Origin of the sequence: Promicromonospora sp. NPDC052451, from assembly GCF_044547525.1 — a bacterium.
In the GTDB taxonomy this organism is placed as follows: Bacteria; Actinomycetota; Actinomycetes; order Actinomycetales; family Cellulomonadaceae; genus Promicromonospora.
In genome coordinates this window covers 113,817-127,428 of sequence record NZ_JBIUAP010000009.1, presented here as the reverse complement: position 1 = coordinate 127,428, position 13,612 = coordinate 113,817, and the positions used below count along the sequence as shown (strand labels likewise).

Genomic DNA, 13,612 nt, shown 5'->3' with positions numbered 1-13,612 from the left:
CAAGGGTCAGCGGGGTCGGACAGGTGCGGTGCGGAGCAGGGCGTACAGCACGACGGCGGCGACCGCGGCAGCCAGGGCCGCCCCGCCGACACCGGTCAGCAGAGTGACGAGGCCCTCCGCCGGGGGTACCTCGGCATGGTCGATGTCGGGCCGGAGCTCGACGTTGGCGATGGTGCCGACCACGCCCGTACGGGTGGCGAGGTCGACGAGGACGGCGGGCAGGGCGAGCGGGACGATCAGGAGCGCGCCCCAGGCCCGGGCGTGCACGAAGCCGACCCCGATGCACGCCCCGACCAGCAGGTAGGTGGCCACGACGAGCCCCTCGGCCAGCGCGGTGCCGAGCACGGCCAGGGGCGCGTCGAACGGCAGGGCGCCGAGCCGTCGCCACGTCATACCCAGCGACGTGCTCAGCAGCCGCTCGCCCAGCAGCGCGAGGACGGTGACGACGCCGTAGCCGGCACCGAGCACGAGGGCGCCGCGGAGCACTCCCCCGGCCAGCGACCGGCGGCTGCCACCCGCGGCGACGTGCACGGCCAGCAGGGCTGTCGTGCCGACGACACCGAGCCAGAGCACCGCCCAGCGCTGCGCACCGAGCGTCGCGTCGAGCGCGCTGATCTCGAGGTCGCCGCCCGTCACGGCGTTCCCCACCGTGATGCCGACGGCGTACAGCGCGTAGATGCCCCAGAACCAGCACGCGACGACGGCGCCGGAGCGCCGCACCCACCGGTCGACGGCGGTGACGGCACGCCGGTGCCCGGCGCGGGCGAGGTCGGTACGGCTCATCACGGTCTCCTCGGTGGTGCGTGCGGCGGCCGACGTCGCGGTGGTCGCAGTGGTCGTCGCAGTGGTCGTCGTGGGCATGCGCGCTCCTCCTCAGGCGGCCGGTCGCAGCGCGACCGTCCGCAACGGCAGGCGGAGCAGCCAGGCCGCCGCCGCGACGGTCACGAGTCCGCCCGCCAGGGCCAGCAGCACCCCGCCGACGCCGCCGGGCAGGTTCCCCGGGCCGACGAGCAGGGCCGTGACGCCGGTGTGGGTCGCCAGGTCGACCACCGCTGCCGGCACGAGGGCGAGGGCGCCGTAGAGCGTCCCGGCGACGACACCGAACCGGCGGTACCCGGCCGCGGCCGCGGCCCCCGCCAGGTAGTAGGTGGCCACGACGAGCGACTCGGTCAGGACCGTCAGCGCGATGCCGGCCCAGCCGTCCACGGGCGGCCCGAACTCGCGGGTCCAGGTCTGGCCCAGCGCCCCGAGCAGGATGCGCTCACCGGTCAGGTAGACCGCCGTCATCAGGCCGATCAGCAGACCGCCCAGGAGGGCACCGCGGACCGTCCCGGCCACGAGCGTGCCGCGGTTGCCGCCCGCGGCAAGGTGCAGCCGCAGGTACGCGGCCGGGACGATGAGCCCCAGCACCAGCGCCACCCAGCGCGAGGAGCCGCCCATCTGGCTGTCGAGCACCGCCTCGTCGAGGCCCGACCCGTAGCGGGTCATGAGCACCGCGATCGTCACCGCGACGAGGGCGAAGATCGCCCAGTACCAGCCGCCGATGGTGCGGATCACGCGTACCGTCGCACCGGCGGCGGTGCTCACGGCACGTCGCTCCGCCGCGCGGACCAGCAGGTCCCGGTCCGTTCCCGCGGCTGCCGTGCCCGTCGCCGTACCCGCACTCGTCATCAGGGCACGCTCCTCGGGTCGGTGAGGCGGACGAACAGGTCCTGCACCGGCACGGCGCCGACCTCGACCCCCGCCGAACGGGCCTCGGCGCGCTCGGCGTCGTCGAGCGCGCCCTCCAGGGTCACCTGGACCGTCGCACCGAGCTGCTGCCGGTGCAGCACCCGCCGGTCGCCGGTGATCCGCTCGACGGCGTCCCGGCTCCCCGTGAGGCTGAACCCGCGGGCCCGCATCAGCTCGGCCGGCTCCGCCAGGAGCACCCGCCCTCGGTCGATGACCACCACGTCCTCGAACAGCCGCTCGACCTCCTCCACCAGGTGGCTGGAGAGCAGGATGGTGCGCGGATGCTCCGCGTAGTCGGCCAGGAGCTCGTCGTAGAAGGCGTACCGCGTGGGCGCGTCCATGCCGAGGTACACCTCGTCGAAGATCGTCAGCGGAGCCCGCGTGGCCAGGCCGATGGTGGCGCCGACCGCCGACCGCTTGCCGCGGGACAGCGCGGACGGCCTCTTGCGGACGTCCACCTCGAACAGGTCGAGCAGGCGCTCCGCGGTCTCGGCGCTCCAGCCGGGCCGCATGTCGGCGTAGTACCTGAGGGAGGTCGTCACCTTCTCGTCGTTCATCAGGTCACCGCTCTCCCGCACGAGCTGCGTGCCCGAGGTGACCCACGGGTTCTCCCACGGGTCCTCCTGCGCGCCCTCGGGCCCCACGACGACGCTGCCGCTCGTGGGCCGCGTGAACGCCGCCAGCAGGGAGAGCATCGTCGTCTTGCCCGCGCCGTTGCGGCCGAGCACCCCGGTGATCGTCCCGGGCCGGATCGTCAGCGAGGCGCCGTCGAGTCCCGTGCCGGCGTCCTCCCTGACCAGGCCGCCGTTGGGCAGCAGCCGGTGGCCGCCGCCGAACCGGACGACGACGTCGTCCAGCCGGGCGCCGAAAGGTGCGGTCGTCGTCATGACTCCTCCGTGGTCTGCGTTCGTCGGGCGTCGGGCCCCAGGACGTAGGCCACCACCTCGTCCCGCGGGATGCCGAGAAGGTCCGCCTGCTGCAGAGCGGGCGCCAGGACCTCCTCGAAGTAGCGCCTGCGGTGGTCGTCGAGCAGGCGCTCGCGGGCCTGCGGCGCGACGAACATCCCGAGACCGCGACGCTTGTAGAGCACGCCCTCGTCGACCAGCCCGGCGAACGCCTTCTGGGCGGTCGCGGGGTTGATGCGGAACGTCGTCGCGAACTGTGTGGTGGACATGACCTGCTCCTCCTCCTTCAGCTCACCGGCGAGTACCTGCGCGCGGATCATCTGCGCGATCTGCACGTAGATCGGCTCGGGCCCGTCGAACACCGGCCCACCCCCTCCGTTGGTTCATTACTTGACTAATGAACCATAGCCCGACCGGTGCGCGCAAGAAAAACGCCGGGGCAGAGCGCGTGTCGCTCTGCCCCGGCGTGTCGCCGGCCCTGTCGGCCGGACCACGAACCGGCCGGACTACGTGTCGGCCGCCTCCGCGGCGTCCAGGACCTCGAGCTCCGCGAGGTCGGCCGCGATGAGCTCCGCGATCTGGATCGCGTTCAGCGCGGCGCCCTTGCGCAGGTTGTCGTTGCTGACGAACAGGACGAGCCCGCGGCCGTCCGGCACGGACTGGTCCTGCCGGATGCGACCCACGAGGGACGGGTCGACGCCGGCCGCGGCGAGCGGCGTCGGCACGTCGACGAGCTGGACGCCGGGCGCGTCCGCCAGCAACTTGCGGGCCTCGTCCGGCGTGATCGACCGCGCGAACTCCGCGTGGATCGACAGAGAGTGCCCGGTGAACACGGGGACGCGCACGCAGGTGCCGGCCACGGCCAGGTCGGGCAGGCCGAGGATCTTGCGCGACTCGTGGCGCAGCTTCTGCTCCTCGTCGGTCTCGCCCGAACCGTCGTCGACCAGGTTGCCCGCCAGGGGCAGCACGTTGAACGCGATCGGCGCCGCGTAGACGGCGGGGTCCGGCAGGTCGACGGAGGCGCCGTCGTGCACCAGGCCCTCGATCTCCTGCCCGAGAGCCGCACGCACCTGACCGGCCAGCTCGGCCACGCCCGACAGGCCGGAACCGGACACCGCCTGGTAGGTGGCCACGCGCAGCCGCTCCAGCCCGGCCGCCTGCGCCAGGGGCGCGAGCGCCGGCATGGCGGCCATCGTGGTGCAGTTCGGGTTCGCGACGATGCCCTTGACCGCGTCGGCGATCGCCTCCGGGTTCACCTCGGACACGACGAGCGGCACCTCGGGATCGCGCCGCCAGGCCGACGAGTTGTCGACGACGACGGCGCCCGCCTCGGCGAACCGCGGTGCGTGCTCGCGCGACGTGCCACCGCCGGCGGAGAACAGCGCGATGTCGATCTCGGCCAGGTCCTCGGTGGAGGTGGCCGCGACGTCCTCGACCGGGACGTCCACGCCGTCGAACGACAGGGTGGTGCCCGCGGAGCGCGCTGAGGCGAAGAACCGGATCGAGGCCACGGGGAACTCGCGCTCGGCCAGCAGACGGCGCATGACGCCACCCACCTGGCCGGTGGCGCCGACGACGGCGACGTGCACGCCGTACTCGGAGATCTGGACCATGTCAGCGCCCCGTTCCTGCGTAGACGACCGCCTCGCCGTCCACGCCGTCGAGCTCGAACGCGGTGTGCACGGCGCGCACCGCGTCGTCCAGCGAGTCCGCGCGGGTGACCACCGAGATGCGGATCTCCGAGGTGGAGATCATCTCGATGTTGATCCCGGCGTCGCGCAGCGCGCCGAACAGCCGCGCGGAGACGCCGGGGTGGGACTTCATGCCCGCGCCCACGAGCGACAGCTTGCCGATCTGGTCGTCGAACTGCAGCGAGTCGAAGCCCAGCTCGCCCTGCACGGCCGTGAGGGCTGCCATGGTGGCGGGGCCGTCGCCGTCCGGCAGCGTGAAGGAGATGTCGGTGAGCCCTGTGGCCGCGGCCGACACGTTCTGCACGATCATGTCGATGTTCGCGCCCGCGCCGGCGACGACCTCGAAGATGCGGGCGGCCATGCCCGGCACGTCGGGGACGCCGATCACGGTGATCTTGGACTCGGACCGGTCGTGCGCGACGCCGGAGATGATCGGGGCTTCCATGACGTTCTCCTTCGACTTCTTCTCGGCCGCGACCACCCGCGTGCCGTCGTGGGCGCTGAACGAGCTGCGGACGTGCACCGGCACGCCGTACCGGCGCGCGTACTCGACGCTGCGCAGCGCCAGCACCTTGGCGCCGCAGGCCGCGAGCTCCAGCATCTCCTCGTAGGAGACCCGGTCGATCTTGCGGGCGGCCGGGACGATGCGCGGGTCGGCGGTGAACACGCCGTCGACGTCGGTGTAGATCTCGCAGACGTCGGCGCCGAGGCCCGCCGCGAGCGCCACGGCCGTGGTGTCGGAGCCGCCGCGCCCGAGGGTGGTGACGTCGTTGGTGCCCTGCGTGACGCCCTGGAACCCGGCCACGATGGCGACCTGGCCCTTGTTCAGGGTCTCGCGGATGCGGTGGGGCACGACGTCGACGATCCGCGCCCGCCCGTGCACGGCGTCCGTGATGACGCCGGCCTGCTGGCCCGTGTAGGACTTGGCCTTCACGCCCAGGTTGGTGATCGCCATGGCGAGCAGCGACATGGAGATGCGCTCGCCCGCGGTGAGGAGGATGTCGAGCTCCCGCTGCGGCGGGAGGGGGGTGATCTGCTGGGCGAGGTCGAGGAGCTCGTCGGTGGTGTCGCCCATGGCGCTCACCACCACGACCACGTCGTTGCCCGCTCGCTTGGCCTCGGCGATCCGCTTCGCGACCCGCTTCACGCTGCGCGCGTCGCCGACCGAGGATCCGCCGTACTTCTGCACGACAAGTGCCATGCGCCTGCCTTCCGTTGCCGGCCTCCGTCTGTCTCAACGGCCCGCCGGGTGGTTGGGTTTGCGGATCGATGGTACTGCGGCGGGCATCCCGGGCGATGTGGCGTTCATCGTGCGGGACGGTGAGGCGGAAGCCGCCTGGACGATACGTAAAGAATCGCGGACTGTGCGTTATGGAAGGTATCCCCGAACTCCCTGAGGATCGACACCGAACCGATCGGCACCGAGAGAGTGACGGAGACAACGCATGGGACACCTCGACGACAGGACAGCGGTCGTGACCGGGGGCAGCACCGGCATCGGCCTGGCCACCGCCGTACGGCTCGCGGACGAGGGCGCACACGTCTTCGTGACGGGCCGGCGTGAGGCCGAGCTGGAGGCCGCGGTCAAGACGATCGGGACCGACCGCGCCACGGGGGTGGCCGGCGACATCGCGCAGGCGGCCGACCTCGACCGCCTCTACGACGCGGTCCGCGCCCGGGGCAAGGGGCTGGACGTGCTCGTCGCGAACGCCGCGGTCGCGGAGTTCGTGACGCTGGAGCAGACCACCCAGGACCACTTCGACCAGACCTTCGCGGTCAACGTCCGGGGCACGCTGTTCACCGTGCAGAAGGCGTTGCCGCTCCTCAACGACGGCGCCTCTGTCATCCTGACCGGCTCCACGTCCGCCGACCGGGGCATGGCGGCGTTCGGCGCGTACGCGGCGTCGAAGGCGGCGGTCCGGTCGTTCGCGCGCACCTGGTCGACCGAGCTGAAGGATCGCGGCATCCGCGTCAACGTGGTCTCGCCGGGCATGATCGAGACGCCGGGCGGCACGGCCGTCAACGGCGGCGAGGAGGCCATGCCGGCCGTCCGTGCCGCCGCCGCCTCCTTCGTGGTCGCGGGCCGCATGGGTGAGCCCGAGGAGGTCGCCGCGGCGATGGCCTTCCTGGCCTCGCCGGAGGCCGGGTACGTCGTGGGCGCGAACGTCTACGTGGACGGCGGGGCGAACCAGGTCTGAGCCGCCGAGAGGGGTGGGGTCCCGCTGGACCTCACCCCTGGCCGGCGAAGACCTCCCAGGCCAGCCGCGCGATGAGGGCGCCCACCACGACGACGAACACGATGCGGACGAACCTCGACCCCTTGGCCACTGCCATGCGGGCGCCGATGTAGGCGCCCACCAGGTTGGCGAGCCCCATCGCCAGCCCGAGCGTCCACACGACGGCGCCGCTGGGCACGAAGAAGAGGAGCGCGCCCAGGTTGGTGGCGAAGTTCACGATCTTGGCGATCGCGGACGCCGGGAGGAACGAGTAGCCGAGGGCGCTGACGAGGCTGATCACCAGGAACGTGCCGGTGCCCGGGCCCAGGAGGCCGTCGTAGGCGCCGATCAGCAGGCCGATGAGGGCGGCGATCCGCTTGTGCCCGTTGCCGACCCAGCGCAGGTCGTCGTGCTGGCCGACGTTCGGCTTGAGCAGCGTCCAGACGAGCACGCCGACGAGCACCACGAGGATGATCGGCTTGAAGAGCTGGTCCGGGATGTGCGACGCCCCGATCGCACCCGCGAACGCCCCGGCCAGAGCCGCGAGCGCCATGGGGCCGGCGGTGCGCAGGTCGGGCTGGACGCGCCGGTAGTAGGTGATGGCGCTGGTGGAGGTGCCCATGATGCTGGCGAGCTTGTTGGTCGCCAGCGCCTGGACGGGGCTGATGCCCGGCACGAGCAGCAGCGCGGGGAGCTGGATCAGCCCTCCCCCGCCCACCACGGCGTCGACCCACCCGGCCGCGAGGCCGGCGAGCAGGAGCAGGACGATGGTCAGCAGATCGAGTTCGGGCACGGGTGCATTGTGCGTGAATCGGTTCGACGGCCCGGGAAGCGTCTCGTCCGGTGGTTCTCCGGCGGCGCGCTCAGACGGGCAGTCGGCGCAGTACGGCAGCGTGCTCAGGCGGGCAGGCGGCGCGGTACGGCGGCGTGCTCAGGCGGGCAGGCGGGCGCCGCGGCGGACGGTGACCGGGGAGCCGTCGGCGACGAACGCCGAGACCGGAGGGGCGGCCAGGCCGTCGGCGAAGGCTGCCCCGTAGACCTGTTCGACGTCGCACTCCAGGCCGGGGTCGCGCACCTGCCACACCTGCCAGCTCGGGTGCTCGACGCGGTACTCGACCGCGCCGCCGCCCCGCTGGGCGGCGTACCCCCAGTAGTGCTCGGTGACGAACTGCTCGTGGGAGCCGTCGACGAGCGGCTGCGGAGCTCCCACGGTCGTGGCGCGCACGCTGTGCCACGCCCCGGCGTCGCGCCACGAGTACTCGACGAGGCCGCCGGAGGTGACCGCGCCGTCGTGCAGGTCGACGCGGTGCCGCATGGGGCGCGCCACGTAGTTCTCGCCGTACGCGAGGCGCGCGACGGCCGCGAGCGCGGGGCGCGGCACGATCTCCTTGACGAAGACGACGCCGCGCCGCCAGCCGCCGGCGGTGCGGCGGCGCACGTAGAACCGCAGGTTGATCTCGTCGAAGTCGCGGTGGAACGGGACGGGCACGCCGAGCAGGCGGGTGCCCAGGAACCGGAATCCGACCATGCTGACCAGGTGGGTGCCGTCCCACGCGTCCAGCTCGACGCCGTGCGGCACGAGCGGGCGCAGGACGGCGGGGTCGACGGCGTAGTTGAGCAGCACGAGGTGGCGCCACTGCGCCGTGAGGAACATCCCCGTCCGCGGCTCGGGTCCGGTCACGCGGGGAACGTACCAGGGGCCGCGTGTGGGTGACGCCCCGTAGGCTGACCTCTTGTGTACGAAGGCGCGGTCCAAGACCTGATCGACGAGCTCGGCCGGTTGCCCGGCGTCGGGCCCAAGAGCGCGCAGCGCATCGCGTTCCACCTGCTCGCGACCGACAACCAGGAGGTCAAGCGGCTGGTCGACGCGCTCACCGAGGTGAAGCTGCGCGTCCAGTTCTGCGAGCTCTGCGGCAACGTCGCGGAGGCCGAGCGCTGCCGCATCTGCCTCGACCCGCGGCGCAGCGACGAGGTGATCTGCGTCGTGGAGGAGCCCAAGGACGTGGTCGCGATCGAGCGCACCCGCGAGTTCCGCGGGCGGTACCACGTGCTGGGCGGCGCCATCAATCCCATCGAGAACGTGGGCCCGGACGACCTGCGCATCAGCGAGCTCCTGGCCCGGCTGGCGGACGGGACGGTGCAGGAGGTCATCCTCGCCACCGACCCGAACGTCGAGGGAGAGGCCACGGCGACCTATCTTTCCCGACTGATGGGTCACATGGGTATCACTGTCTCGCGGCTGGCCTCGGGTCTGCCGGTGGGTGGAGACTTGGAGTACGCGGACGAGGTGACGCTCGGGCGCGCGTTCGAGGGCCGCCGGATCATCGGCAACGACAAGTAGGTGGGGATGACGATGAGCGAGATCACGCCCGGGTCGGACCTCCAGGAGGTCGCCGACCAGGTGTCCGCGCAGGCACGGACGTTCCTGTCGACGGTGACGCAGGTGGCGTCCGGCGGTATGCCGGGGGCCGAGCTGTCGCTCCTCGTCCTGGCGACGTCCGACCTGCTGGCGGCCGGGGCACGGCTCGCCGCGATCGTGGACGTGGTGCCCAAGGAGCGCTACGAGCCGGACACCGGCCCGGACACCGATCTCGACCCGCTGCGCGAGGCGCTGTCGAAGGTGTTCGACGGTTTCGACGACTACACCGAGGTCGTGGACCCGGTGCTGGGCGCGGAGGTCGGGTCGGCCTCCCTGTCGGGTGACCTCGCGTGCGTCGCCGAGGCGCTGGCCAAGGGCCTCCAGCACTTCGACAGCGGCCACGAGCTCGAGGCCCTGTGGTGGTGGCAGTTCTCCTACTTCTCGCTGTGGGGCGAGCGGGCGGCGTCCGCCCTGCGTGTGCTCCAGGTGCTCCTCGCGCACGTCCGCCTGGACGTGGAGGACGACGTCGCCGCCGAGGCGGAGTACGACGCCCTCCACTCCTGACGGTCAGGCGACGCGGGTGCCCTGCGGCAGGTGCGCCGTCGGGACGCGCAGGCGGTTCACCGCGACCACGACGCCGGCCGCGCCGAGCAGCAGGTCGAAGCCGAGGCCCCAGGGCCACACGAGCTGGTCGGTGACCCGGACGGGCTCGACGGGCGAGTCGGCCGAGTCGACCATGTAGCTGCACCAGTCCTGCTCACCGGTCTCGCCGGTGCGCGCGTACCGGACGCCGTACTGGAGCAGCGCGAGCAGGTTGCCGTCGTCGGCGAGCGTCTCCGGGTCCCCGGTCAGGGGCTGCGCGTCGGCGACCACCACGAACGGGTTGGGGGCCAGCAGCCACCAGGTGCGCTCGCTGTGCCAGACATCGACCTCGTGCGTCTGCCACTCGCACTCGGGCGCCTCGGTCTCCTCCCAGGTGTACCCGGGCTCGACATCCCAGACCCGGACCTCCTGCGGGCTGGTGGTCACCGGCACGAGCAGGGCGAACACGATCGGCAGCACCGCGGTGACCCCGCCGAGGGTGAGGTACGTCAGCACCGCGGACCCGGACGTCTTGCCGACCACCGCCGAGAAGCCGAGCCCGACGGCGCACACGACGCCCAGCACGAGCGCCAGCATGAGCACCGTGGTGAGCAGCGCGAGCCAGGACACGCCCCCGCCGACCAGTGCCCAGGCCAGGAACGGGATGCTCGCCACGAGGAAGGCGAGAGCCGCGATCCAGGCCGCCGCCAGCTTGCCGAGCACGATCTCCGCGGGCGACAGCAGCGTGACCTGCAGTGTCGCGAGCGTGCCCGCGTTCCGGTCGCCGTTGATCGCACCCGACGAGAGGGTGGGCGCCACCAGCAGCCCGAGGAACAGCACGAAGCCGACGACGATGCTGTAGACCATGCCGCCGAACGGCTCGCCGCTCGGGGCGTCCCCCGCGAGGATCGCGAAGGCGCCCGTGGTGAGCAGCGTGATCAGGCCGACCACGAGGAACCACACGACCAGCGCGGTCTTCCACCGCGTGGACCGCACGCGCTGGCGCAGCTCCAGCACCGTGACGGTGCGCAGGCCGTGCCAGGACAGGGACCACGTGCCACGCCCGCCGGCGCGCGGCGCGGCCGGGGCAACTTCCACGTCGACGCTCATCGCCGCTCCTCCTCCAGGGCCAGGTAGGCCTGCTCCAGCACGCCGCCCGCGGGCGCGAGACTCGACACCTCGACGCCGCCCTCGACCGCCGAGCGCAGCAGCGCCGCGGCCGCGGCGTCCCCGGCGAGCTCGACGAGCACCCCGGGCCCGTCGGTGTCCGGGCGGTAGGCCGTACCGTGCTGGTCCAGCCAGGCGGTGAGCGCAGCGGGGTCCAGACCCGTCAGCCGCCACTCGCGCGGCAGGTCGCCGTCGGCCACGGAACGCGTGGCGACCGTGCGCCCGCGCGAGATGAACACGGCGTCGTCGGCCATCTCGTCGAGCTCGGTGAGCACGTGCGAGGAGACCAGGATCGTCTTGCCCTGCGCCGCGAGACGCCGGACCAGCACGCGCAGGTCCACGCGGGAGCGCGGGTCCAGACCCGAGGCGGGCTCGTCGAGGAGCAGGACGTCGGGATCGTGCACCAGGGCCCGCGCCAGGCCGAGGCGCTGCTTCTGGCCTCGGGACAGGACGTGCGCGGGCTGGTCGGCGAGGTCGGACAGGTGCACGAGGTCGAGCAGCTCGCCCGCGCGGGCCCGGCCGGCGGCGGCGCCGATGCGGTAGGCCGCCGCGACGGTGGTCAGCACCTCGCGGGCGGTCAGGGAGTCCCACGTGCCGAACACGTCCGGCATCCAGCCGGTCCGCGAGCGCGCCGCATAGCTGTCGGTCACCGGGTCGGCCCCCGCGACGCTGATCGTGCCCCCGTCGGGCGTCAGGAGTCCGGCGAGCATGAGCAGGAGAGTCGTCTTGCCCGACCCGTTGGGCCCGATCAGCGCGGTGACACGACCTGGTGCGGCGACCAGGTCGACGTCGGCCACGGCATGGACCGGCCCGAAGGAACGCCGCACGCCCTGCGCGCGGATACCACCGTCTGGTGTCATGCCGGGACAGTAGCGCGGGACACGCTCGCGAACCGTCAGGCCGGGGGATGAACCCGGGTCCCACCTCGGGATGACATCGCAGGTCAGCCCACGCACCCCTACGGTGGAGCGATGACCACCACCCTGCCGCCCTGGCTGCGGACCGCCTTCGCCGCGCCCAACGCCCTGTACCGCCACGGCATGGGGCGGGTGCTCGGCAGGAAGTTCCTCCAGCTCACCCATGTGGGCCGTAAGAGCGGCACTGCGCACACCGTGGTGCTGGAGGTGCTGCGGTACGACAAGGACTCCGGCGAGGCGGTGGTGATCTCCGGGTTCGGCGCGCGGGCCCAGTGGCTCCGCAACCTCCGGGCGAACGGGGACGCCCGGGTCAGCTTTGGTCGCGCGCCGCGCCGGGCGGAGGTCCGGTTCCTGGAGGCGGACGAGGCGGTCGACGTCATGACCGCCTACGAGAGGCGCTACGGCGTGCTCCGGCCCGTGCTGCGCAGGACGCTCGGTCTGCTGCTCGGACAGGACTACCGGGGCACGGACGAGGACCGTCGCCGGCTCGTGGAGACGCTACCGCTGGTCGCCTTGCGCCCTGCGTGACGGCGGGCGGGGTGCTCCGGCTCAGGCGCGCCGGGCCGTGCCCGTCGCGTCCAGGAAGCCACGTTCGCCGAACGAGACGTTGCGGTCGACCACGACCGCGACCTCGTCCCCCGAGAAGCGCAGCGTCAGACGCCACTCGAACGGCGTACCCAGGAAGACGATCCGGCCCTGCAGCGTCGACTCGTCCGCCCAGGCGGCGGCCGTGGCGACGTCGGCCGGGGCGCCCAGGAGCGAGCAGGTGCCCTGGCTCCACTCCCCGTACCCGAACCGCACCGTGTGGTCCAGGCCGCCGATGGTCATCGTCACCTCCGTCCGGCCGTCGGGGGCGCGGCCCAGGAGGACGGCGCTCACGTCGCGCTCGTTCGGCGCCAGCACGAAGGTCGCACCGTCCAGGGCCGCCTCGACCGGGCTCGACGCCGCACCGGCCGGGGTCGGCAGCGCGGTCTCGACCGGGGCTGCCAGGTCGGGCGTGCCGCCCTCGGGAGCGACCCAGGCGTCGTCGGGCAGCAGCGTGTCCCAGACGACGTCGAGCACGGACTGGAGGTCCGCCAGGCCCGACGTCATGGTGATCACCAGGTCCTTCTCCGGCCACACGACGATGTACTGCCCGAACGCGCCGTCGGCCCGATAGGCACCGTGGCGGCACTGCCAGAACTGGTAGCCGTAGCCCTGGTTCCAGTCGGGCCAGTCGTGCGGGCCGTTCGGGACCTGCTGCGCCGAGGCCTGCGCCACCCACTCCGCCGGGACGAGCTGCTCGCCCGCCCAGGTTCCGCCCTGCAGGTAGAGCTGGCCGAACGCCGCCATCTCCTCCGTGGTGATCGACAGCCCGAACCCACCCGTGTCGATGCCGTCCGGGTCCTGCTCCCACGCGGCGTGCGTGATGCCAAGCGGGGCCAGCAGGCGAGGCGTCAGGTAGTCGAGCAGACGCCGGCCCGTGAGCCGGTGCAGGATCGCCGACAGCAGGTAGGTCGCACCCGTGTTGTAGACGAAACGCGTGCCCGGCTCGTGCTCCACCGGCTGGGCCAGGATGGCACGGGCCCAGCGTGCCCCGGGCAGCGTGATGGTGCGGTCGATGCCCTCCATGGTGGAGGCGCTGTGGCCGGTCGTCATGGTCAGCAGGTCACGCACCCGCATGGCGCGCAGGTGCTCACCCGGGTCGGCGGGGACGTCGTCCGGCAGCAGGTCGACGACCCGGTCGCCCAGGCTCAGGAGACCCTCGTGGACCGCGAGGCCGACAGCCGTGGACGTGAAGCTCTTGCTCACCGAGAACATCGTGTGCGGACGGTCCGCGGTGTGCGGGTGCCACCAGTTCTCGGCGATCACGTGCCCGTGACGCACCACCATCACGCTGTGCACGTCCTCCAGGCGGTCCAGGCGACCGACGAGTCGGCGCAGCGCCGTGGGATCCACACCCTGTGCGCGCGGGGTGGAACGGGGCAGGATCCGCGACATGCTGGAGCACGTCCTTTCGGTGGGGGACGCGACATTCTTGCGGACCGGACGCGGCGCCGGAAGC

15 protein-coding genes are annotated in these 13,612 nt (G+C 72.6%); 4 read left to right on the top strand and 11 right to left on the bottom strand.

What is annotated here, in order from left to right; all coding sequences use genetic code 11:
• Positions 1–6: 6 nt before the first annotated feature.
• The 6 genes from ACIG47_RS17175 to ACIG47_RS17150 form a co-directional block, all read right to left on the bottom strand.
• Positions 7–861: a hypothetical protein gene (locus tag ACIG47_RS17175; RefSeq protein ID WP_397432218.1), complete on the bottom strand. Its 855-nt coding sequence runs from the start codon at positions 859–861 to the stop codon at positions 7–9.
• Between the two features lie 12 nt (positions 862–873).
• Complete coding sequence (locus ACIG47_RS17170; RefSeq protein WP_397432216.1) at positions 874–1,671, bottom strand: hypothetical protein; 798 nt, start codon at positions 1,669–1,671, stop codon at positions 874–876.
• On the bottom strand, positions 1,671–2,618 hold the full coding sequence (locus tag ACIG47_RS17165) for an ATP-binding cassette domain-containing protein (protein ID WP_397432215.1): 948 nt from the start codon (positions 2,616–2,618) through the stop codon (positions 1,671–1,673). The genes ACIG47_RS17170 and ACIG47_RS17165 overlap by 1 nt, the downstream gene beginning before the upstream one ends.
• A complete protein-coding gene (locus tag ACIG47_RS17160; RefSeq protein WP_397413244.1) occupies positions 2,615–2,998 on the bottom strand; it encodes a GntR family transcriptional regulator in 384 nt (127 codons plus the stop codon). The genes ACIG47_RS17165 and ACIG47_RS17160 overlap by 4 nt, the downstream gene beginning before the upstream one ends.
• Positions 2,999–3,142: 144 nt before the next feature.
• A complete protein-coding gene (locus ACIG47_RS17155) occupies positions 3,143–4,249 on the bottom strand; it encodes an aspartate-semialdehyde dehydrogenase (protein ID WP_397432213.1) in 1,107 nt (368 codons plus the stop codon).
• 1 nt (position 4,250) lies between these two features.
• Positions 4,251–5,528 carry an aspartate kinase gene (locus tag ACIG47_RS17150; RefSeq protein WP_397432211.1) on the bottom strand — a complete coding sequence of 426 codons (1,278 nt, stop codon included), beginning with the start codon at positions 5,526–5,528 and terminating at the stop codon, positions 4,251–4,253.
• 244 nt (positions 5,529–5,772) lie between these two features.
• Between ACIG47_RS17150 and ACIG47_RS17145 the strand changes: the two genes are divergently transcribed.
• Positions 5,773–6,525, top strand: coding sequence for an SDR family NAD(P)-dependent oxidoreductase (locus ACIG47_RS17145; RefSeq protein WP_397432210.1), 753 nt, complete (start codon positions 5,773–5,775; stop codon positions 6,523–6,525).
• 31 nt (positions 6,526–6,556) lie between these two features.
• Here the strand turns inward: ACIG47_RS17145 and ACIG47_RS17140 are convergent, their stop codons facing one another.
• Both ACIG47_RS17140 and ACIG47_RS17135 read right to left on the bottom strand, forming a co-directional pair.
• Positions 6,557–7,336: a sulfite exporter TauE/SafE family protein gene (locus tag ACIG47_RS17140; RefSeq protein ID WP_397413236.1), complete on the bottom strand. Its 780-nt coding sequence runs from the start codon at positions 7,334–7,336 to the stop codon at positions 6,557–6,559.
• Positions 7,337–7,474: 138 nt separating this feature from the next.
• Positions 7,475–8,224 (bottom strand): YqjF family protein, encoded by a 750-nt coding sequence (locus ACIG47_RS17135; protein ID WP_397432209.1) that lies wholly within the window; start codon positions 8,222–8,224, stop codon positions 7,475–7,477.
• 54 nt (positions 8,225–8,278) lie between these two features.
• On the opposite strand from ACIG47_RS17135, the gene recR reads away from it, so the two are divergent.
• Together recR and ACIG47_RS17125 are read left to right on the top strand one after the other, a co-directional pair.
• The gene (recR, locus tag ACIG47_RS17130) at positions 8,279–8,884 is read left to right on the top strand and encodes a recombination mediator RecR (RefSeq protein WP_397413232.1); all 606 of its coding nucleotides are present in this window, start codon (positions 8,279–8,281) and stop codon (positions 8,882–8,884) included.
• A 12-nt stretch (positions 8,885–8,896) separates the two neighbouring features.
• Positions 8,897–9,466 carry a DUF5063 domain-containing protein gene (locus tag ACIG47_RS17125; RefSeq protein ID WP_397432310.1) on the top strand — a complete coding sequence of 190 codons (570 nt, stop codon included), beginning with the start codon at positions 8,897–8,899 and terminating at the stop codon, positions 9,464–9,466.
• Between the two features lie 3 nt (positions 9,467–9,469).
• On the opposite strand, the gene ACIG47_RS17120 is transcribed toward ACIG47_RS17125, so the two are convergent.
• A complete protein-coding gene (locus ACIG47_RS17120) occupies positions 9,470–10,594 on the bottom strand; it encodes an ABC transporter permease (protein ID WP_397432207.1) in 1,125 nt (374 codons plus the stop codon).
• Positions 10,591–11,511: an ABC transporter ATP-binding protein gene (locus tag ACIG47_RS17115; protein WP_397432205.1), complete on the bottom strand. Its 921-nt coding sequence runs from the start codon at positions 11,509–11,511 to the stop codon at positions 10,591–10,593. Before ACIG47_RS17115 ends, ACIG47_RS17120 begins: the two co-directional genes overlap by 4 nt.
• 111 nt (positions 11,512–11,622) lie before the next feature.
• Here ACIG47_RS17115 and ACIG47_RS17110 point away from each other — a divergent pair, with 111 nt between their 5' ends.
• On the top strand, positions 11,623–12,096 hold the full coding sequence (locus ACIG47_RS17110; RefSeq protein ID WP_397432203.1) for a nitroreductase family deazaflavin-dependent oxidoreductase: 474 nt from the start codon (positions 11,623–11,625) through the stop codon (positions 12,094–12,096).
• Between the two features lie 21 nt (positions 12,097–12,117).
• Here ACIG47_RS17110 and ACIG47_RS17105 read toward each other — a convergent pair whose 3' ends face one another.
• A complete protein-coding gene (locus ACIG47_RS17105; RefSeq protein ID WP_397432202.1) occupies positions 12,118–13,548 on the bottom strand; it encodes a serine hydrolase domain-containing protein in 1,431 nt (476 codons plus the stop codon).
• Positions 13,549–13,612 lie beyond the last annotated feature (64 nt).